The 19,786-nt window shown below is 65.9% G+C and carries 16 protein-coding genes; 7 read left to right on the plus strand and 9 right to left on the minus strand.

The features are described from left to right. The first annotated feature begins 45 nt into the window (after window positions 1-45). Both GSQ95_RS01650 and xylB read left to right on the plus strand, forming a co-directional pair. Window positions 46-1,521 (plus strand): mannitol dehydrogenase family protein, encoded by a 1,476-nt coding sequence (locus GSQ95_RS01650; protein ID WP_158895904.1) that lies wholly within the window; start codon window positions 46-48, stop codon window positions 1,519-1,521. 72 nt (window positions 1,522-1,593) lie between these two features. After that, a complete protein-coding gene (gene xylB, locus GSQ95_RS01655) occupies window positions 1,594-3,090 on the plus strand; it encodes a xylulokinase (protein WP_158895905.1) in 1,497 nt (498 codons plus the stop codon). Window positions 3,091-3,250: 160 nt separating this feature from the next. On the opposite strand, the gene ybaK is transcribed toward xylB, so the two are convergent. Together ybaK and GSQ95_RS01665 are read right to left on the minus strand one after the other, a co-directional pair. After that, window positions 3,251-3,721 carry a Cys-tRNA(Pro) deacylase gene (gene ybaK / locus GSQ95_RS01660; protein WP_158895907.1) on the minus strand — a complete coding sequence of 157 codons (471 nt, stop codon included), beginning with the start codon at window positions 3,719-3,721 and terminating at the stop codon, window positions 3,251-3,253. Continuing rightward, window positions 3,718-4,782, minus strand: coding sequence for a diguanylate cyclase (locus GSQ95_RS01665; protein ID WP_158895910.1), 1,065 nt, complete (start codon window positions 4,780-4,782; stop codon window positions 3,718-3,720). Before GSQ95_RS01665 ends, ybaK begins: the two co-directional genes overlap by 4 nt. A 223-nt stretch (window positions 4,783-5,005) precedes the next feature. Between GSQ95_RS01665 and GSQ95_RS01670 the strand changes: the two genes are divergently transcribed. Together GSQ95_RS01670 and GSQ95_RS01675 are read left to right on the plus strand one after the other, a co-directional pair. Then, window positions 5,006-5,443 (plus strand): HPF/RaiA family ribosome-associated protein, encoded by a 438-nt coding sequence (locus tag GSQ95_RS01670; protein WP_133859703.1) that lies wholly within the window; start codon window positions 5,006-5,008, stop codon window positions 5,441-5,443. An 81-nt stretch (window positions 5,444-5,524) separates the two neighbouring features. After that, window positions 5,525-6,583: an oxidoreductase gene (locus GSQ95_RS01675; RefSeq protein ID WP_158895912.1), complete on the plus strand. Its 1,059-nt coding sequence runs from the start codon at window positions 5,525-5,527 to the stop codon at window positions 6,581-6,583. Here the strand turns inward: GSQ95_RS01675 and GSQ95_RS01680 are convergent. After that, window positions 6,577-7,611, minus strand: a complete 1,035-nt coding sequence (locus tag GSQ95_RS01680) for an acyltransferase (RefSeq protein ID WP_158895913.1) — start codon at window positions 7,609-7,611, stop codon at window positions 6,577-6,579. The genes GSQ95_RS01675 and GSQ95_RS01680 overlap by 7 nt on opposite strands. Window positions 7,612-7,778: 167 nt before the next feature. Continuing rightward, window positions 7,779-9,950 (minus strand): bifunctional 23S rRNA (guanine(2069)-N(7))-methyltransferase RlmK/23S rRNA (guanine(2445)-N(2))-methyltransferase RlmL, encoded by a 2,172-nt coding sequence (gene rlmKL / locus GSQ95_RS01685; protein WP_158895915.1) that lies wholly within the window; start codon window positions 9,948-9,950, stop codon window positions 7,779-7,781. Window positions 9,951-10,267: 317 nt separating this feature from the next. On the opposite strand from rlmKL, the gene rmf reads away from it, so the two are divergent. After that, the gene (gene rmf / locus GSQ95_RS01690; protein WP_059232223.1) at window positions 10,268-10,483 is read left to right on the plus strand and encodes a ribosome modulation factor; all 216 of its coding nucleotides are present in this window, start codon (window positions 10,268-10,270) and stop codon (window positions 10,481-10,483) included. Window positions 10,484-10,600: 117 nt separating this feature from the next. On the opposite strand, the gene GSQ95_RS01695 is transcribed toward rmf, so the two are convergent. Then, window positions 10,601-11,620 (minus strand): quinone-dependent dihydroorotate dehydrogenase, encoded by a 1,020-nt coding sequence (locus tag GSQ95_RS01695; RefSeq protein WP_158895917.1) that lies wholly within the window; start codon window positions 11,618-11,620, stop codon window positions 10,601-10,603. Between the two features lie 185 nt (window positions 11,621-11,805). Between GSQ95_RS01695 and GSQ95_RS01700 the strand changes: the two genes are divergently transcribed. Further along, on the plus strand, window positions 11,806-12,681 hold the full coding sequence (locus GSQ95_RS01700; protein WP_158895919.1) for a hypothetical protein: 876 nt from the start codon (window positions 11,806-11,808) through the stop codon (window positions 12,679-12,681). A 9-nt stretch (window positions 12,682-12,690) separates the two neighbouring features. Here the strand turns inward: GSQ95_RS01700 and GSQ95_RS01705 are convergent, their stop codons facing one another. The 4 genes from GSQ95_RS01705 to GSQ95_RS01720 form a co-directional block, all read right to left on the minus strand. After that, window positions 12,691-13,260 carry a biliverdin-producing heme oxygenase gene (locus GSQ95_RS01705; RefSeq protein WP_178118466.1) on the minus strand — a complete coding sequence of 190 codons (570 nt, stop codon included), beginning with the start codon at window positions 13,258-13,260 and terminating at the stop codon, window positions 12,691-12,693. A 27-nt stretch (window positions 13,261-13,287) separates the two neighbouring features. Next, window positions 13,288-15,699, minus strand: a complete 2,412-nt coding sequence (locus tag GSQ95_RS01710; protein WP_158895921.1) for a response regulator — start codon at window positions 15,697-15,699, stop codon at window positions 13,288-13,290. A gap of 99 nt (window positions 15,700-15,798) precedes the next feature. Next, window positions 15,799-16,260: a response regulator gene (locus GSQ95_RS01715; protein WP_158895923.1), complete on the minus strand. Its 462-nt coding sequence runs from the start codon at window positions 16,258-16,260 to the stop codon at window positions 15,799-15,801. Between the two features lie 8 nt (window positions 16,261-16,268). Then, window positions 16,269-18,518 carry an ATP-binding protein gene (locus tag GSQ95_RS01720; protein WP_158895925.1) on the minus strand — a complete coding sequence of 750 codons (2,250 nt, stop codon included), beginning with the start codon at window positions 18,516-18,518 and terminating at the stop codon, window positions 16,269-16,271. Between the two features lie 216 nt (window positions 18,519-18,734). Here GSQ95_RS01720 and GSQ95_RS01725 point away from each other — a divergent pair, with 216 nt between their 5' ends. Beyond that, window positions 18,735-19,760: an alpha/beta fold hydrolase gene (locus GSQ95_RS01725; RefSeq protein ID WP_158895927.1), complete on the plus strand. Its 1,026-nt coding sequence runs from the start codon at window positions 18,735-18,737 to the stop codon at window positions 19,758-19,760. Window positions 19,761-19,786: the final 26 nt, after the last annotated feature.

The following is a 19,786-nucleotide window of genomic DNA, read 5'->3' on the forward strand; positions in this document are numbered from 1 at the left end:
GGCGCCCCGCACGCCCCCGGGGCATCGCCTTGCAGGATCGCCATCGTGAAACTCAATCGCCAGCACCTCGAACAACTTCCCGACTACATCGCCAAGCCCGGCTATGCCGCCTGCCAGCTGCGTCAGGGCATCGTCCACATCGGCGTCGGCGGCTTCCACCGCGCGCACCAGGCCATCTACACCGAGGCCCTGCTCAATCAGGGCCGCGACCTGGACTGGAGCATCTGCGGCGTCGGCCTGCGCGCCGAAGACCGCGCCATGCGTGATGCCCTGGCCGGCCAGGACTATCTCTACACCCAGGTGGTGCTGGCCGACGAGCCGGACACCGAGGTGCGCGTCGTCGGCGCCATCAGCGGCATGCTGCTGGCCGAGGACGGCACCCAGACGCTGATCGACAAGCTGGCCCATCCCAGCACCCGCATCGTCTCCCTCACCATCACCGAGGGCGGCTACTGCATGGATGACAGCACCGGCGAGTTCAACTTCAAGCTGCCCCAGATCCAGCACGACCTGCAGCATCCGGGCGATCCGCGCAGCGTCTTCGGCTTCCTGCTGGCGGCCCTGGCCAAGCGCCGCGCCGAGGGCACCGGTCCCTTCACCGTGATGTCCTGCGACAACCTTCCGCACAATGGCCAGGTCACCCGCAAGGCCCTGCTGGCCTATGCCGCCCTGGTGGACGAAGAGCTGCACGGCTGGATCGCCGAGCACGTCAGCTTCCCCAACGCCATGGTCGATCGCATCACCCCCATGACCAGCACCGCCCATCGCGAGGCACTGCTGGCCGAACACGGCGTCGAGGACGCCTGGCCGGTGGTCTGCGAGCCCTTCCTGCAGTGGGTGCTGGAAGACAGGTTCGTCGCCGGTCGTCCGGCTTGGGAAGACGTCGGCGTCCAGTTCACCGATGACGTCACCCCCTACGAGGAAATGAAGATCAAGCTGCTCAACGGCAGCCATCTGGCGCTGACCTACCTGGGCTTCCTCAAGGGCTACCGTTTCGTCCACGAGACCATGGCCGATCCGCTGTTCGTGCGCTACATCCGCGCCTACATGGACGAGGACGTGACCCCGCAGCTGGCACCGGTGCCCGGCATCGATCTCGACCAGTACAAGGACACCCTGATCGAGCGCTTCTCCAATCGCGCCATCGCCGACCAGCTGGAGCGGGTCTGCTCCGATGGCTCGTCGAAGTTTCCCAAGTTCACCGTGCCGACCATCAACCGCCTGATCGAAGACGACCAGGCCATGGATCGCGCCGCCCTGGTGGTGGCTGCCTGGGCGGTCTATCTGCGTGGCGTGGACGAGATCGGGGCGACCTATCGCATCCCCGATCCGCGCGCCAACTACTGCGAGGAACTGGTGCAGGATCAGAAGAACCTCACCGAGCGCCTGCTGGGCGCCGAGGAAATCTTCGGTAAGCACATCCCGAAATCCGCGGCCTTCGTTGCCGCCTTCGAGCGGCAGCTGTACAACTTGCGTACCCATGGGGTCAGCGCCACCTTGCAGACCCTGCTCGGCGACTAGCCTTGGCAGAAAACTGCCTGCTCAGCGTCGACTTTTCATACAAGCCCTAACAACAACAAGGAGCGGCCAGGCATGAAGTTTCTCGGGATCGACTGCGGCACCCAGGGCACCAAGGCGGTGATCCTGGATGTCGAGCGCGGGGTGGTACTGGGCGAAGGCAGTGCGCCGCACCCCTTGACCGAGGCCGCCAACGGCCGCCGCGAGCAGAATCCGGCGGACTGGATCCGGGCGCTGGTGGCGGCCACCCGCGCCGCCCTGGCGCAGGCCGGCAGCGATGGGCAGGACATCCTTGGCGTCGGCGTCTCGGGCCAGCAGCATGGTCTGGTACTGCTCGACGACAGCGGCAAGGTCCTGCGTCCGGCCAAGCTCTGGTGCGACACCGAATCCACCCCGGAAAACCAGCGGCTGCTGGACCACCTGGGCGGCGTGGAGGGCTCCATCGAGCGCCTGGGCCTGGCCATCGCGCCGGGCTACACCGTCTCCAAGCTGCTCTGGACCAAGGAACAGCACCCGGAGGCGTTCGACCAGATCGCCCAGGTGCTGCTGCCCCACGATTACCTGAACTTCTGGCTGACCGGTCGCGCCGTGGCCGAATACGGCGACGCCTCGGGCACCGGCTATTTCAATGTGCGCACGCGGCAGTACGACCTGGAGCTGCTGCGCCATATCGACCCCAGTGGGCGCCTGGAGCGCGCCCTGCCGGAGTTGATCGAAGCCGACCAGCCGGTCGGGCGGCTGCGGCCGGAGGTCGCCAGCCAACTGGGCATCAACGCCCAGGCGCTGGTCTCCAGCGGTGGCGGCGACAACATGATGGGCGCCCTGGGCACCGGCAACAGCCGCGCCGGCCAGATCACCCTGAGCCTGGGCACCTCGGGCACCCTCTATGGGTACTCCGACGAACCTCGCATCAGCGAGCATCCCGCCGTGGCGGGCTTCTGCTCGTCCAACGGCGGCTGGCTGCCGCTGATCTGCACCATGAACCTGACCAATGCCAGCGGCCAGATCCGCGAGCTGCTCGGCCTGGATCTCGCCGAATTCACCCGTCTGGTGGCGGAGTCGCCCATCGGCGCGGAGGGGGTGCTGATGCTGCCCTTCCTCAATGGCGAACGGGTCCCGGCACTGCCGACCGCCACCGCCAGCCTGCATGGCCTCACCGCCACCAACCTCACCCGCGCCAACCTGTGCCGGGCGGTGGTCGAGGGAGTGAGCTTCGCCCTGAGATACGGCTTCGACCTGCTGCGCGACCTGGGCATGCCCGGCGACACCCTGAGACTCATCGGCGGCGGCGCCAGGAGCCCGGTGTGGCGCCAGCTGATCGCCGATCTGATGAACACCCCGGTGGTCTGCCCGGTCCACGGCGAAGCCGCGGCCCTGGGTGGCGCGCTGCAGGCCGCCTGGTGCTGGAGTCGCGAACAGGGTCATCCGGAGTCGCTCGACAGCCTCACCGAGCGCTGCGTGCACCTGGACCCGGCCAGCCGCGCCGAACCGGATCCCGCACGGGTCGCGGATTACGAAGCGGCCTACCAGCGCTACCGGCAGCAGCTGCGTGAGAACTATGGGTTAGCCTGACGGGCGGAGCGGGTGGAAAACGCCAGGCGGTTTTCCACCCTACTGAAAATCGGCAACCAATCCGTCGCAGGGTGGACAACGGCGCAGCCTTGTCCATCACCAGCCCGAGCGCGCGTGGAAAACGCTACGCGGTTTTCCACCCTAACCGAAAGACAGGCGCTCAGGCCTTGCCGATCGGCACGAAGGGCGCATCCAGCAAGCGGGCGAGGTCCGTAGGTGCCAGGGCCACTTCCAGCCCGCGGCGTCCAGCACTGACATGGATGCTCGGCAACTGCGCCGCGGACGCGTCGATGAAGGTACGCAGCCGCTTCTTCTGTCCCAGCGGACTGATGCCGCCGACCAGGTACCCGGTGCTGCGCTGGGCCTGGTCGGGCTTGGCCATCTCCAGCTTCTTGACGCCGGCCGCCTGGGCCAGGGCCTTGAGATCCAGGGTTCCGGCGACCGGCACGATGGCCACCAGCAACTCCTGCTTCTCGCTCGCTGCCAGCAGGGTCTTGAACACCGTTTCCGGTGCCAGGTCGAGTTTCTCGGCGGCTTCCAGGCCGTAGGAGGCGGCCTTGGGATCATGGTGGTAGCTCAGCACCGCGTGGGGCACCTGGCTTTTCTTGAGCAGTTCTATCGCCGGGGTCATGCCAGCACTCCTTGGGGATCGGCCACCTCGGCCCGCCCGCGGCCCCGCGCCTTGGCCCGGTAGAGGGCGAAGTCGGCGGCCTGCAGCCAGTGGGCGACGTCATCGTAGGCGCGATCGAAACCGGCGATGCCGCAGCTCAGGCCGACGCGCACGTTCTGACGGTCGCCGGGGCCACCTGCCTGCATTTCATGCAGACGCTCCTGCAGCCGCCGGATCAGCTCCAGGGCCCGTTCGGGCGAGGTGTCGGGCAAGAGGATACCGAATTCATCGCCACCAAAACGACCGGCCAGGTCGCTGGTGCGGATGGTCCGGGCCAGCAGGCCGGAAAATTGCCGCAGCATCTCGTCCCCGGCCTGATGGCCGAAGCGGTCGTTGATGAGCTTGAAGTTGTCCAGGTCGATCATCACCAGACTGGCCGCGGCGCCGCTGCGCTTGCAGCGGGCGAATTCACGCTGCAGCAGCTGATCCCAGTGAGTGCGGTTGTGCAGCCCGGTCATGCCGTCCTGCTTGCTGATCAGCTCCAGCTCCTGCTTGCGCCGTGACAGCTGCTGCGCCAGGCGAAAGCTCACCAGGCCCAGCGCCCAGGGATAGGCGATGATCATCGGCAGGCAGGCATAGATCTGCGTGGTGGAGGTCTCGAGGGCGACCGGATGGCGCAGCACCACGAGCCCGACTAGGATGCCCGCCAGCTGCGCGAGCAGCCCCCGGCGCCAGAAGGCCAGGCCGCCAGCGCCGAGCATGTTCATCCCGGTCATGGCGAGCAGGGTGACGCTGGGCAGGAGATTGAAGCCCATGCTCGCCGCCCAGAAGCCGGCCGAGCCGCAATCCAGCAACAGATTGCCCAGTTCGGTGCGATAGGGATCACGCGCGCGAACGGCGCGCCAGTAGGCGAGCGGCGACCAGCACAGCGCATTGACCAGCAGCAGGAGCCACAGCCCGATGGACACCGGCTGGGTGAGCTGCACCGAGACGATGCAACCGAGGCTGAGCAACAGACCTATGGCACGGGGTAGCCAGAGCCGCCGGGCAAAACTGCGGCCACGGGTGAGCACATCTGGCATTGACGATCCCCACTGCGACGGACGATGAGAGGTCGCGCATTATCAGTGGATAAGGGCAAAACGCCAGCGACCCGCGACTTGAGCGTCGTTTTTCGAAAGTTGCGACGCGCCTCAACACTGCCAGAAGGAAACATCGGCTGACACGCACAACGGACGAACAGCCTTGAACCTCGGCCTGACCGGCCTCATCCAATGGTCAGGCCCGTCAAAAAGAGGAAGCCGCATGCAAGTCCAAGTCAACAGTGATCACAACATCGAAAGCAGTGCCGGTTTGCAGAATTGGGTGGCGTCCGTGGTGGAGGACCGCCTGGATCGCTTCGACGAACTCCTGACCCGCGTCGAGGTGCACCTCAACGACGAGAACGCCGGCAAATCGGGCGCTCAGGACAAGCGGTGCCAGATGGAGGCCCGTATCAAGGGGCATCAGCCGCTCTCGGTAACGCACAAGGCCGATTCCCTCGACCTGGCAGTGGAAGGTGCAGCGGACAAGCTGCTGCGAGCTATTACCCACCTGTCCGGCAAACTGGAGAAGAAGCGTCTTTCCAGCGGCGAACTCAATGACCCCCTGGCCCTGGAGGACTCCGAGGAATTCAAGGACTCCCTGCGGCAGGACGAATTCCTCGAAAGAGAGCAACTGGCTCACGATCACGAGTTGAAATAGGGCAACCTCTGGTTTCAGCATTCAACCGAGGCCGCTCCCTGAGCGGCCTCGCTCTTTTCCACCCCGGCACAAGGATGCCTCATGCCCTCGCCCTTTCGCGTCGCCCTGATCGGTTACGGCTTCGTCGGCCAGACCTTCCACGCTCCCCTGCTGGGCTCGATTCCCGGTCTCAGCCTGGAGCTGGTGGCCTCACGGGATGCCGCGCGCGTGCAGGCCGACCTGCCCGAGGTACGCGTCACCGCGGACTACCTGGCCGCCGTGCAGGATCCGGCCATCGACCTGGTGGTGATCGCCTCGCCCAACCAGACCCACGCCCCCCTCGCCAGCGCCGCCCTGGCGGCCGGCAAGCACGTGGTGGTCGACAAGCCCTTTACCGTCACCCTGGCCGAAGCCCGGCAACTGGCCGCGGAAGCCGAACAAGCCGGCCGGTTGTTGTCGGTGTTCCAGAATCGCCGCTGGGACAGTGATTTTCTCGGGCTGCAGGCGGTACTTGCCAGTGGCGCCCTGGGTGAGCTGACCAGCCTGGAATCGCGCATCGAGCGCTTTCGTCCCGAGGTGCGCACGCGCTGGCGCGAAGCGGCGCTCCCCGGCAGTGGCCTCTGGTTCGACCTCGGCCCCCACCTGCTGGATCAGGCGCTCTGCCTGTTCGGCGTGCCCGAGCGCCTGCAGGCGCAGCTGGTGCGGCAACGCGCCGGCGCCCTCACCGATGACTGGTTCCAGGTGCAACTGGACTACGGCACCCGTCAGGTGACCCTGAGGGCCGGGATGCTGGCCGCTGGCGGCGTGCCGCGCTTTCTCGCCCAGGGTACCGCGGGCAGCTGGATCAAGCAGGGAGCGGATCGCCAGGAAGATGCGCTCAAGGCCGGCGTGCGCCCCGGTGGTCCGGACTGGGGCCAGGATCCGGATTTTGGCTGGCTCATCACCGGCGATGGCGAACGCCAGGCGTTGCCGACGCCGGCGGGCGATCATCGCCGCTACTACCTCGCCCTGGTCGAGGCCCTCGGCGGGCGCGCCGCCAATCCCGTCCCTCCGGCCCAGGCCTGCGCGCTGATGGCCCTGCTGGAAGCCGCCCAGCGCTCCTCGGCGGAAGGTCGGGCTCTGCTGCCCGAACTCACCGCCGCCGAACGCGCGTCCTACTGACCGGCCACCCACTGCGGACGCCGTCCCACCAGGCGTTCGCCCAGCTGGCGCAGGGTGCGGGAGAGGCGCCGCTCGATCCATTCGTAGCTCCCCCAGGCCAGCAGCAGGATCACCGGCAGACAGACCGCCAGGGTCTGGTAGGGGCTGAAACCCCACTGCTGGTGCAGCCAGTAGTCGCCCAGCCAGAGCACGATGACGTGCACCAGATAGACCGAATAGGACCAGTCCCCCAGCGCCTGGCACAGGCGCGAGCCGGCGAACCAGGGCTCGAGGATCACGCAGGCGCCCACCAGGACCGCACTGGGCACGCCCCAGGTCAGCAGGCGCCAGGGATGGTCGGCGGGAAAGGCCACCAGACAGGTCAGGGCCGCCAGGGCCGCCGCCAGCGCCAGGGGTTTGGGGCCGCGCAGGGCGCCGCGGCGATAGAGCGCGGCCAGGCTCACGCCCAGCAGGAATTCGAAGATGATCGGATTGCGATAGAAGCTGCTGACAAAGGACTCGCGGGCCAGCACCAGGCTGACCAAGATCACCAGCAGGCTGACCACGCCGATGCGCCAGCGCTCGGCCACGCCAAAGGACAGGGCGAACAGCAGGTAGAACAGCATCTCGAAGTTGAGCGTCCAGCCCACCGGCAGGATCGGATAGTGGCCGAAGCCCGCGGGATTCTCGCTGGGAATGAAGAACAGCGAGAGCAGCAATTCACGGGCGGCGACGCCATAGATGGGCATCACGTCGCTGGCCAGATAGAGGATCAGCGCCGTCACCGCGGTGTACAGCCAATAGGCCGGGACGATGCGGGCGATGCGGTGCCAGAGGAAGGTGCTGCGCCTGAGCGATCGGCCGGCGGTGGACAGGTAGATCACGAAGCCGCTGAGCACGAAGAAGATATCGACCCCGACCTGTCCCCGAGTGGAGAGCAGATGGCCGCCGAGGCTGTCGGCGTGGAAATCGAAGAACACTTGCATGAAGTGATGAAAGACCACCAGCCAGGCGGCCAGGGCCCTGAGAGCCTGCAGTGAAACCAGCATTGTAGAACCTTTCCCTCCTCGTCCCGCCAGGCACGACCCAGCGCCGCGCCGTCATTGTGGACGGTATGGCGGGGTCGGGTGTTCCCGGGAAAAGGCTGGATTGCGCCGGATCACAGGCTGAACGGCCTGATGCCCGACCCGTTCAGCGGCAGTTCAGGCGGCGGACCTCATTGCAGGCTGAACCGCCAGGCGCGATGGATCTTGGGATTGCGCGCGAAATCCGGATCCAGGGTGCTGGCACTGATCTCTTCGACGCGATAACGCTCGGCGAGGCCTGCGTCCAGTTCGAACTTGCGGAAGTTGTTGGAGAAGTACAGCACGCCATTGCGACTCAGGTGGGCCATGGCGGAGTCGATCAGGGCGACGTGATCGCGCTGGACGTCGAACACCCCCTCCAGACGCTTGGAATTGGAGAAGGTCGGCGGATCGACGAAGATCAGATCATATTCGCCACGATCGTTTTCCAGCCAGTGCAGAACATCACCCTGCTCCAGGCGATGCCGCTCGGAGAAGCCGTTGAGGGCCAGGTTGCGCCGGGCCCAGTCCAGGTAGGTTCGCGACAGGTCGACGCTGGTGGTGCTGCGCGCCCCGCCTACTGCAGCCTGCACCGTGGCGGCACCGGTGTAGCAGAACAGATTGAGGAATCTCTTGCCCTGGGCTTCCTGGCGCAGCCGCAGGCGCAGCGGACGGTGATCGAGGAACAGACCGGTATCCAGGTAATCGGTGAGATTGACCAGCAGCTTGGCACCCGCTTCTTCCACCTGCAGGAACTCACCCTGGGCGGCCTGGCGTTCGTACTGCTTGGTACCACTCTGTCGCTCGCGCCGCTTGACCACCACACGTGACGGATCGATGTCCAGCGCCTGGGGAATGGCCGCCAGGGCATCGAGCAGACGCGCCTGAGCCTTCTCCGGGTCGATGGAGCGTGGCGGCGCGTATTCCTGCACGTGCACCCGATCGCCATAGAGATCCACCGCCACCGCATACTCGGGCATGTCGGCGTCATAGAGGCGATAGCACTGCACGCCCTGGTTGCGCGCCCACTTGCCGAGCTGCTTGAGATTCTTCTGCAGGCGATTGGCGAACATCTGCCCGCCTTCGCTGAGCTTGGCCGGCTCCGCCGCCTGGTCGGTGGTCGAACGCTCGCCGTTGCGGCTGCCGGTGACGAACTGGCGGCTCTCGACTTCGAACATCAGCAGCTTGCAGGGCAAGGCGCCGTTCCAGAAGGCGTACTGCTTGTGGCTGCGGATGCCCATGCGCTTGCCCAGTTCGGGCGCACCGGTAAAGACCCCCGCGCGCCAGCCCAGGCAGGCCTGACGCAGCCGCTCGCCGAGATTCTGGTAGAGGTACAGCAGGCTGGCTTCATCGCCCAGGCGCTCGCCATAGGGCGGGTTGCAGATCACCAGACCGGTCTGGCCCTTGTCCGGACGCGGCTCGAAGCTGGCCACTTCCCCCTGATAGACCTTGATCCACTCGGAAAGCCCGGCTCGCTCGATGTTGTTGCGCGCCGGCTGAATCAGTCGCGGATCGGCTTCGTAGCCACGGATCCAGGCCGGTGCCTTGGCCAGACCGGCGGCGGCTCGCGCTTCAGCCTCCTGGTGCAGTTGCTGCCAGAGGGCGGGCACATGGCCCAGCCAGGCGGAGAAGCCCCAGCGTTCGCGGCGCAGGTTGGGGGCGATGTCCGCCGCCATCAGGCCGGCCTCGACCAGAAAGGTACCCACCCCGCACATGGGGTCGGCCAGCGCGCCGCCGGCCGCGGCCAGGGCCGGCCAGCCGGCACGGATCAGCACCGCGGCCGCGAGGTTTTCCTTGAGCGGCGCCGCGCCCTGCTGCAGGCGATAGCCACGCTGGTGCAGACTTTGACCGGAAAGATCCAGCGAGAGGATGGCCTGGCCGCGCTCCAGGTGCAGGTGGACACGCAGGTCCGGAGCGATCTTGTCGACCGTAGGCCGCTGCCCGGTGCGCTCGCGCAGGCGATCGACGATGGCGTCCTTGACCTTGAGGGCACCGAAATGGGTGTTGTCGATGCCGGCGCCCTGGCCGCTGAAACCCACCGCCAGGGTACCGTCGGGGGCCAGGTGTTCTTCCCATTCCACACCGTGCACGCCCAGGTACAGGCCCTGGGGGTCTTCCACCGGGAAACGGGCCAGCACCAGCAGCACCCGGTTGGCCAGACGCGACCAGAGGCACAGGCGGTAGGCGTCCGCGAGACTCGCCTCGCCGCGCACCGCTGCGGTCTGGCTGCGGGCTTCCTGCAGGCCGAGGCCCTGGGCCTCTTCCAGCAGCAGGGTCTCGAGTCCCTTGGGACAGGTGAGGATGAGTTGTTGCATCGCGGACATCGTTGAATCCATAGGTTAGCGCAAGGAACTTTCTGCCTTTGGTCGGATTGACCGATAAGGACAGCCCCTTCCGTGAAAGTTTGACTGCGTCTCAACAAGCTGCAGTGACGGCATTCCAGCGGCGGTTTATCGCCATTTCATTTCGATTTGATTACGGCTTATAGCTAAAAGGTCGTTCCCAGCGGGATCGCCATTGGTTAGTAATTGACCACCCGCATCGCGAAGGTGCGGGGCGGATGTCAGGACGCCGGCTCTGGCATCCAGGCCTGCAACGGGCCATGGACAATCTGCAAGTCAACCTACGAGGGCACTACCCTATGAGAAGACTCAAGCGTGATCCAATGGAACGAGCTTTCCAGCGTGGTTATCAGCACGGCATTGTGGGCAAATCGCGGGACCTCTGCCCCTTCACCCAGGACGCCGTCCGGCAGGCCTGGCTCAATGGCTGGCGTGAGGGCCGTAGCGACCAATGGGATGGCTACGTAGGCACCGCCGGTCTTCAACGCATGAATCAACTTCAAGCCGCAGGCTAATTCGATTTCACTAGCGGAAGCCCTCGGCTTCCACAGCGTTCTGGTTCTTTCCAGTCAGATCCTCTCCCGGGATCAGGGACCCGGTCCCATGGGGGCTCCAAGCGAGCCCCCCTCTCCTCAGGGACGCGCTGCGGCGATCGCATCCACGGCTTCCCGGATCAACGCCGGTCCGCGATAGATGAAGCCGCTGTAGAGCTGCACCAGACTGGCGCCCGCCGCGATCTTTTCCGCCGCATCTTCCCCGGACAGGATCCCACCCGCCGCGATGATCGGCAGCCGACCACCCAGCTCAGCGGCCAGCACCCGCACCACATGGGTACTCTTCTCCCGCACCGGAGCACCCGACAGGCCACCGGCCTCGGCGGCATAGGGCAGATTCTCCACCCCTTCCCGGCCCAGGGTGGTGTTGGTGGCGATGATGGCGTCCATCCCGGCATCGCGAATCGCCTGGGCGGTCAGCACAATCTCTTCATCGGTCAGGTCCGGGGCGATCTTGATGGCGATGGGCACCCGACGACCGTGCTGGAGCGCCAGGTCTTCCTGACGCTGGCGCAGGGCTTCCAGCAGGCTCTTGAGCGCATCGCCGAATTGCAGGCTGCGCAGGCCGGGCGTGTTGGGCGAGCTCACGTTCACCGTGATGTAGCTGGCGTGGGCATAGACCCGCTCCAGGCCGATCAGGTAGTCGTCCACCGCCCGTTCCACCGGGGTACTGGCGTTCTTGCCGATGTTGATCCCCAGTACGCCCTGGAAGCGGGCCGCCTTGACCCGCTCGATCAGGGCATCCACGCCCGCATTGTTGAAACCCATGCGGTTGATGATGGCGTCGGCCTGCTCCAGGCGGAACAGCCGCGGCTTGGGATTGCCCGGCTGTGGCCGTGGCGTCACGGTACCGATCTCGATGAAGCCGAAGCCCAGACCGGCAAAGCCGTCGATGGCCGCGCCGTTCTTGTCGAGTCCGGCGGCCAGGCCCACCGGATTGGGAAACTCCAGACCCATGACCTGCACCGGCAACCGGCCCGGCCGCCGACCGAGACCCGTCAGGCCCAGCCGACCCGCGGCGCCGATCAGGTCCAACGCCAGATCGTGCGATCCCTCGGGAGACATTTTGAAAAGCAGAGGACGGAGCGCGTCGTACATGGCGGACTCACAGGCAATTCGGAAAGCGCGCATTATACAGGCTTGCCACCCGCCATACGTCGCTCGCCCCGGACTCGAACGGTCACTCGCACAAAAGATCCTACCTTTCAGGAATCATTTGACGAAAACGCGGTCTGTCCCACGCTAGAATCGGTCGTGCAGTTCCTATCCGCCCCGGAGACCTCATGAGCAACAGTGCCAACCTCCTGGGCAGCCCCTGGTCTTCACTGGCCTTGCATCTGCATCCCTCGCTGGCCAGCCGCCGCATCCAGCGTTGCCTGGAACGTCTGGCCGATGCCTTCCTCCCCCTGCCCGTCCCCAGCGCCAGTCTTTGGTGGGATGAAGGCCACCCACTGCATCTGCTTCTTGGCCTGCCACGCGCCGCTTTGTCCGGTCCGACCCAGGAAATCAAGAGCCGCGCCCATGCCCTGCTCAGCCAATTGGTGATCGCCGATACCCAGCAGGTTGCCGCCCTGGACCTGCGCGCCATCGAAGGCCTCTGTCAGCGGCTGGGCGACAGCGCCTCGGACCCGGCGGTGCAGCTGGAAGAACTGGCCGCCCTGCCTGCGGCGCGCGAACAGGTCCGGATCATCGGCTATCGGGATTTCCAGGCGGCGCTCTATCGCACCCTGCCGAATCTCTCTGCGGAGCAGCCCTTGCGCCTGCGCCAGGCCAATTGGCGGGGTACGCGGCTGTTCCTGGAAAACGAGGCGGCCACCACCCTCGCCCTTGCCAGCATCATCGCCTACGCCCGCATCCGCGGTATCGCCGTGGAAGTGCCGGCGCAGATCCAGTACCTGAGCCTGGATCAGGCGGCCATCGACCGCCTGCAGGAGGCTTTCGCGGTCTATGCCCTGCCCAATGCGGTCTGGAATCACCCGGACTTCATCCAGGTGCTGCTGGGGCTGAAGCTCGACTATGCCCGCCTGCCGCTGCCCGCGCCTGGCCAGGAGCTGGAGTGGTTGTTGCTACCCAAGGAAGTGGCGAGCACCCGGGTCCTCGCCGAGATTCTCGAACGCCTGGGTGCCGCCGAGGTGATCGGCTATCTGCAGGCGTTCTAGGCAAGCGTCTCAGCCGGCAGCGACCGCAGGCGCGTGACGCTGCCCCGCCGCCAGGAACACCTCGAAGGCCAGACGCTGACCGGCCAGCATCGCCGGATGCAACTGCGCGTCGCTGCCCGCCTCGTCCAGTCGCTGCAGGAAGCCCGGCCAGGCTCCCGCTGGCGGCACATGCCCCAGATAGGCCCGGGCGTCGCGCACCGCCTCGTCCGGACTTTCGCCGGCATGGCGATCCAGCAGCCGCGATCCTAGCCGCGACCCCTCCAGGACATAGGCCACCCCCCAGCATTCCCCTTCGTCGAGCAGGCGCTCGAAGACGACGGATTCGGGCCTGTCGGCGGCCAGACGCTGCAGATCCTCTGCCAGTACCCCGCGGCGGCGGCGCTCCGCCCAGTCCGGCAACAGGCGCTGGATGCCGGAACGTTCCAGCAACTCTTCGAGGCCGATCAGGGCCTGGGCATGGGCCTGGAGAAAGGCGGCGTAATGGGGCCGCGTCTGCAACGCGTAGCGGCCAAAGGTGGCATCGACCTGCTGGTGCAGGGCACCGCCCTCGGCACGCAACATTTCACGGATGGTGGACACGCAAATACCTCGTAGTGACGGCGGTCTTTAGAGCGGCGAAGGCTGAGGCTTCTCGCCGCGCAGGGCGGCCTGCAGCCGTGCGGCCAGGTCCGCCTCGCGAAAGGGCTTGGGCACGATGAATGACTGTTCGGGATCGAGTTCGCCCAGTTCGGCGTAGCCGGTGATGAAGACCACCGGTAACTGCGGCAATCGCTTGCGCACCTGGCGAGCCAGCTCGGCACCATTCATGCCGGGCATGGCGAAATCGGCCAGCAGCAGATCGATCTGCGGATCACGCTCCAGGGCGCTCAGGGCGGCGAAGCCGTTGCTGGCCTCCACCACCTGATAGCCGAGATCCGCCAGCAGCGCGGCGGTCACGTTGCGCACCGCATGGTCATCATCGACCAGCAGGATGCGTCGCTCGGGGGCCTGTTCGTCCCGCCCCAGGGTCGGTAACCCGATTGGATCCACAGCATCTTCCGCCGCGGTACGCGGCAGATAGACCAGCACCGTGGTGCCGCTGCCCATCTGCGTCTCGATACGCACGCCACCGCCGGACTGCTTGGCGAAGCCGAACACCTGGGCCAGGCCCAGACCGGAGCCCTTGCCCACCTCCTTGGTGGTGAAGAAGGGTTCGAAGGCCTTGGCCAGCACCTCTTCGCTCATGCCGGTGCCGGAATCCTGCACCGCCAGCAGCACGTACTCGCCCGGTTCGGGTTCTTCCGGGCGCTGGGGTGGCTCGCTGATGGTCTGGTTGGAGGTACTCAGCCGCAGGGTGCCGCCGACTGCCATGGCATCCCGGGCATTGATCGCCAGATTGAGGATGATGAGTTCGATCTGGGTCGGATCGACCAGGGCGTGCCAGCAATCGGCGCGCAGGTGGGTCTCGATCCAGACGCTGCCGCCCATGGTGCTGCGCAGCAGTTCGAGCATGCCTTCGACGGTTTCGTTGAGCTTGACCGGCTTGGGCGCCAGCCGCTGACGACGGGAGAAGGCCAGCAGCTGGGCGGTGAGCTTGGCGCCCCGCTCGCCCGCTTCGCGGATGTTCTGCACCCGCCCCTGGGTCTTGTCGCTCGCGTCGAGGCGCGCCAGATCCCGTTCGAGAAAGCTGGCACTGCTGAGCACCACGGTGAGCAGGTTGTTGAAGTCGTGGGCCACGCCGGCGGTGAGCTGACCCACGGCCTCCAGGCGCTGCATCTGCTGCAGGGTGTCTTCCACCCGCTCGCGCTCGTCGATCTGCTCGCGCAACTGGCGATTCGCTGCGGCCAGCTCCTCCATCGCCAGGACTTCCGAGGAGATGTCCCGTCCGGAGCAGTAGGTCATGCCGGCATCCGGCACCGCCGTCCAGGAAATCCAGCGATAGCTGCCGTCGCGGTGGCGGATACGATTGACGAAGCGCTGACTGGCCGCACCGGTGGCCAGCTGCTTGAGTTCGTTGTCGGTGATGAAGCGCTCGTCGGGATGCACCAGCGCCAGCAGCGAAGAATCGAGCAGCTCCAGCCGCGACCAGCCCAGATTTTCTTCCCAGGCCGGGTTGAGCGCCACCAGGGTACCGTCGGGCTTGCACACCAGCAGCAGATCGCGGGTGAGATCCCAGGTCCGATCGCGCTCCCGGGTACGCTCCTCGACGCGCTCGCCGAGACTGACGTTGAGTCGTTCGAGTTTCTCCGCGGCGTCGCGCTGCTGGGTGATGTCGAGCATCACACCGAGGAAGCGGGTGCAGACGCCGGCATCGAAGAAGGGTTGGCCGCGGGTCTCGACCCAGCGCTGGGCGCCATCGTCGAGGCGGATGCGGTATTCGCTGCGGTAGTCGTCGTCGCGCTCGTCGGCACCCGCCTGGCGGACCGTGTCGAGAAAGCGTTCGAGACCATCGCTGCCGCACAGACGGGCGAATAGCTCGAGATCGACCACCGCATCGGCCGGCAGGCCGAACATGGCCTTGCAGCGCTCGTCCCAGACCAGCGTACGGTTGGCCGGCAGATACTCCCACATGCCCAGCCGGGAGGCGTCCATGGCCAGGCGGGACCTGACTTCCAGGCTGTGCAGTGCCTCTTCGGCGCGGCGCCGCTCGCGGCGCTCGTGCACCACCAGCAATGCCCGCTCGACCGCCTTGGCCAAGAGCTCCATACTCTGCTTGAGCACATAGTCGTTGGCGCCCAGGCGCATCATCTCCACCGCGTGCACTTCACCGAAGATGCCCGAGACGAAGATGAAAGGGGTTTCCGGCGTCAGCGCCCGCGCCACGCGCAGGGCCTCGGCACCGGAGAAGCCCGGCAGGATGATGTCGGAGAGGATGATGTCGTAGGTCTGCTGACTCAGCGCCAGGGTCAGACCGGTACGTTCATAGACGATCTTGGATTGCAGCTCGAAGCCGTGCCTTTCCAGCTCGATCAGGATCAGCTCGGCATCGAGCTTGCTGTCCTCTACCAGGAGGATCTTGATCTGTTTAGAGAGAGGCATAAACGGACGTCGGCCTTGGATCTGTTCGCTCAGCGGAGCCGGGTCGCGCATATCTGCCGGTCGCGGATGACTGGATAAGGATGCACCGATCTTCACTCGCTAACGGCTAGTGCGCCTGGCGACCCGGCGCGATCCGGGCGGCGGCTCGTTGAGCACGGCCCAGAACACGCCAAGGTCGCTGATCGCGGCAACGAAATCACGGAATTCGACCGGCTTGACCACGTAGGCGTTCACGCCCAGTTCGTAGGCCTTCTCCAGATCGGGCTCCTCCCGGGACGATGTCAGCATGACCACGGGGATGCTGCACAGCTCCGGAGTACCACGCACCAGGTCCAGCACCTCGAGGCCATCGACCTTGGGCAGCTTGAGATCCAACAGCATCACGGCGGGATTGCCCGGCTCGCGATCAGCATAGGGCTCGCGGCGCAGCAGGTAACTGACCGCCTCGGCGCCGTCACGCAGGACCACGACATCGTTGGCCAGCTGGCTGCGCTCCAGAGCCACCAGGGTGAGCTCCAGATCGTGCGGATTGTCTTCGACCAGCACAATGGGTTTGAGCATGAATAGAACTACCTTTTGTGTACCGGGGACGGGCGTTGCTTGGGAAGGGCGAAATAGAAGGTCGCGCCCTCGCCGATGGCACCCTCCGCCCAGACCCGACCGTCATGGCGCTCGATGATGCGTCTGACACTGGCCAGACCGATGCCTACCCCTTCGAATTCATCGGCATGGTGGAGGCGCTGGAAAACGCCAAACAGCTTGCCCACGTAATCCATGTTGAAACCGACACCGTTGTCGCGGACAAAGATGATGTCTTCGGAATCGCTCGGCAAGGTGCCGATCTCGATCACCGCCGGCTCTTCGTAGCGGCTGTATTTGATGGCATTGGCCAGCAGATTGCGCAAGGCGAGATGGACGAAGGCGGCATCGGCGATGACGACAGGCAGGGGGCCGACGTGCCACTCCACCTGCCGCTCGGCATAGTCCGGGGCCATTTCTTCGCGAATGGCCTCCACCAGGGCGGTCAAGTTGACGTCGGAATAGCGGATCGCCGCCCGCCCCATCTGCGAAAAGCTCAGCAGGTTATCGACCAGGCTGCCGGCGAAGCGCGCCGACGAGCCGATGTTTTCCAGGAAGCGCCGCCCCCGGTCCGACAGCTTGCCGCCTTCGATGTCGCCCAGCAGCTCGGCATAGCCGGCGATGTGGCGCAGCGGCGCACGCAGGTCGTGGGACACGCTGTAGGAGAAGGCCGCCAATTCCTTGTTGCTGCGTTGCAGCTCCTCGGCCAGCTCGGCCATCTCCTCGGCCTTGCGCAGGACGATCCCGCGCACCGCGTTGCGCAACTCGATGGCGCTTTCCAGCTCGAGCGGCGACCAGGGTAGCGACAGGCCACGGACCGTCTCCTGCCAGAGCACGAAACTCTGCCGCGGCGACAGGCGTCCGTCGCTGCCTTCCTGCTTGGCTGGCCGTCCGGCCCAGTTGACCACCTGGACCAGTTCGCTGCGGAACCAGATCAGATAATGGGAATGCAATTCGGAAATGGGTACGGCGAGCACCCCGGCCGCATGCTGGGCCAGCTGCGGCAGCTCGGCGATGTCCTTGGCCAGGTTGTCGGTGACGTAGTGATCCTTGACGTTGACCGACAACCATTCGACCAGGCTATCCACCACGTCGCGCGGCGGCGCCTGGCCGATCAGCTCGGTGCCGTCGGAGGAAATGATAGCAGCGCCCTGTGCCCGGGCGAAATCCAGATAGACCTGGGGCAGTTCCAGCAACCCCTGGCAGACGCTGTCGCGGTCGGCCATCGTCGAGAGCATCTGCACTATGGCTTGACGCAGCGCCAGCCGACGATCGGATTCCGCATGGGTCTCGGCGGCGTCGATCTGCAGCGACAGCACCCGACCGAACAGTTCGCAGGCGGTCCGCGTCTGGAAGGATACCCGCTGCGGCTGGCGGTCGTGACAGAGCACCAGACCCCAGAGACGGCCGCCGACCACGATGGAAACCGACATGGAGGCCAGGGTGCCCATGTTTCTCATGTACTGCAGGTGCACCGGCGACACGCTGCGCAGTTGCGCGAAGCTGAGGTCGAGCGGCTGGCCGGTCAGCGGATTGGTCTGCGGCTGCAGCGGCGACGGCTGGTAGTAGGCATTGCCGATCACCCGGATGCGGTTGGCCAGGTACAGGCGGCGGGCCTGGGCCGGGATGTCCGAGGCGGGAAATCTCAGCCCCAGATAGCTGGGTACGCCGGGGTCGCACTCCTCGGCCAGCACCTGGCCATGACCTTCCTCGTCGAAGCGATAGATCATGGTGTGGTCGAAGCCGGAGATGCGCTTGGCTTCGCGCACCGCGAGCGTGGCGATGGCATCCACGGTTTCGGCCTGGTGCAGTTGCTCGATGAACACCCGCACCATGGGATAGAGGGTGTTGAGGCCGAGCTGGCTGTCCACCGGCGCCTCGAATTCGACGATCAGCACCCCGCCGAAGCGATGCATGAACAGCGCGAAGGTCTGCTGCTGCGGCCCCAGGGTGACGTCGCCCTGATAGATGGGATTCTGCTCTTCCTGGGTCAGCCCCCCGAGCATGGCCGGCAGATCGCGCTCTGGCAGCAATTCGCCAAGCGTGCGACCCAGTACATCCTCCACGGCGACGCCAAGGTACTCGCGCACGTTGGCGCTGGCCTGGACGATGCGCAGATCCGGCTCTTCCACGGCGAACAGGAAGCCATGTTCCTGGATACTGCCGGGAATGTGGATCGGCTCATTGGCGCAATCGGCCAGAGCGTCGGGCTGCGTCTTGGAAGGTGACTCGAGCGCCAAACCAGGAACCTCGTGTGATCGGGAAGAAGCGCAGGGAAAGCGGTGCGCCGAATTGGAAACAAAGGTCATCCAGACTACCAGACGCGGGGCGGGAGGCGAAGCGAAACGGCGTGCAGCCCGGACACCGCCAGCCAGGGCGCCAGCATTCGAGTTGACGACCCGGGATCTTCTCCACCGGCGTCCGGTCGGAACTGGTTTAGCCCCAGGATCCTGCCCATGTCCCTGCGCCTCGCCTTCCCCCTGGCCGCCCTGCTGCTGAGTCCGCTCAGCCAGGCGGCGCCCGTCTATGGCGAACGTCTCGAAGGCTTCGCCTACGACTACCCGGTCAAGACCTTCAGCTTCGACTCCCAGCGACAGCCTCTGGAAATGGCCTATCTCGACGTCGCGCCGAGCGGAAAACCGAACGGGCGGACCCTGGTCCTGCTGCACGGCAAGAACTTCTGCGCCGGTACCTGGGCGCACAGCATCGAGATACTGAGCGCTGCCGGCTATCGGATAGTGGCGCCGGACCAGATCGGCTTCTGCAAGTCGAGCAAACCGGCGCACTATCAATACAGTTTTCAGCAGCTGGCCGCCAACACCCGCGCCCTGCTCGACCACCTGGGCATCGCTCGGGCGACCCTGATAGGTCATTCGACCGGCGGCATGCTGGCGACCCGCTACGCCCTCCTCTATCCCGAGGCCACCGAGCAGCTGGTGTTGGTCAATCCCATCGGCCTGGAAGACTGGAAGGCGCTGGGCGTGCCCTATCGCAGCGTCGACCAGTGGTATGCCCGGGAGCTCAAGACCTCGGCCGCCGCCATCCGCGACTACGAGCGCAGTACCTATTACGCCGGCCAATGGTCTCCCGCCTACGATCGCTGGGTGGACATGCTCGCGGGTCTCAACGAGGGACCGGGCAAGGAGCGGGTGGCGTGGAACTCCGCCCTGATCTACGACATGATCTACAGCCAGCCGGTGGTCTACGAATTCGACCGACTGCGCATGCCCACCCTGCTGCTGATCGGCCAGCGCGATACCACCGCCATCGGCAAGGATGCGGCGCCGGCCGCCCTCAAGGCGCAGCTGGGTCACTATCCCGAACTGGGCAAGGCGGCGGCGAAGCGCATTCCCCAGGCGACCCTGGTGGAATTTCCGGACCTTGGCCATGCGCCGCAGATGCAGGCGCCGGAACGCTTTCACCAGGCGCTCCTGCAAGGACTGAGCGCCCTAGGAGCTCCCGCTACCCCGCCGAAACCCTGAGCTGATCCAGGCGCAAAAAAAGCGGC

The sequence above is a fragment of the Pseudomonas sp. BAV 4579 genome (genome assembly GCF_009765395.1).
In the GTDB taxonomy this organism is placed as follows: Bacteria; Pseudomonadota; Gammaproteobacteria; order Pseudomonadales; family Pseudomonadaceae; genus Chryseomonas; species Chryseomonas aestiva.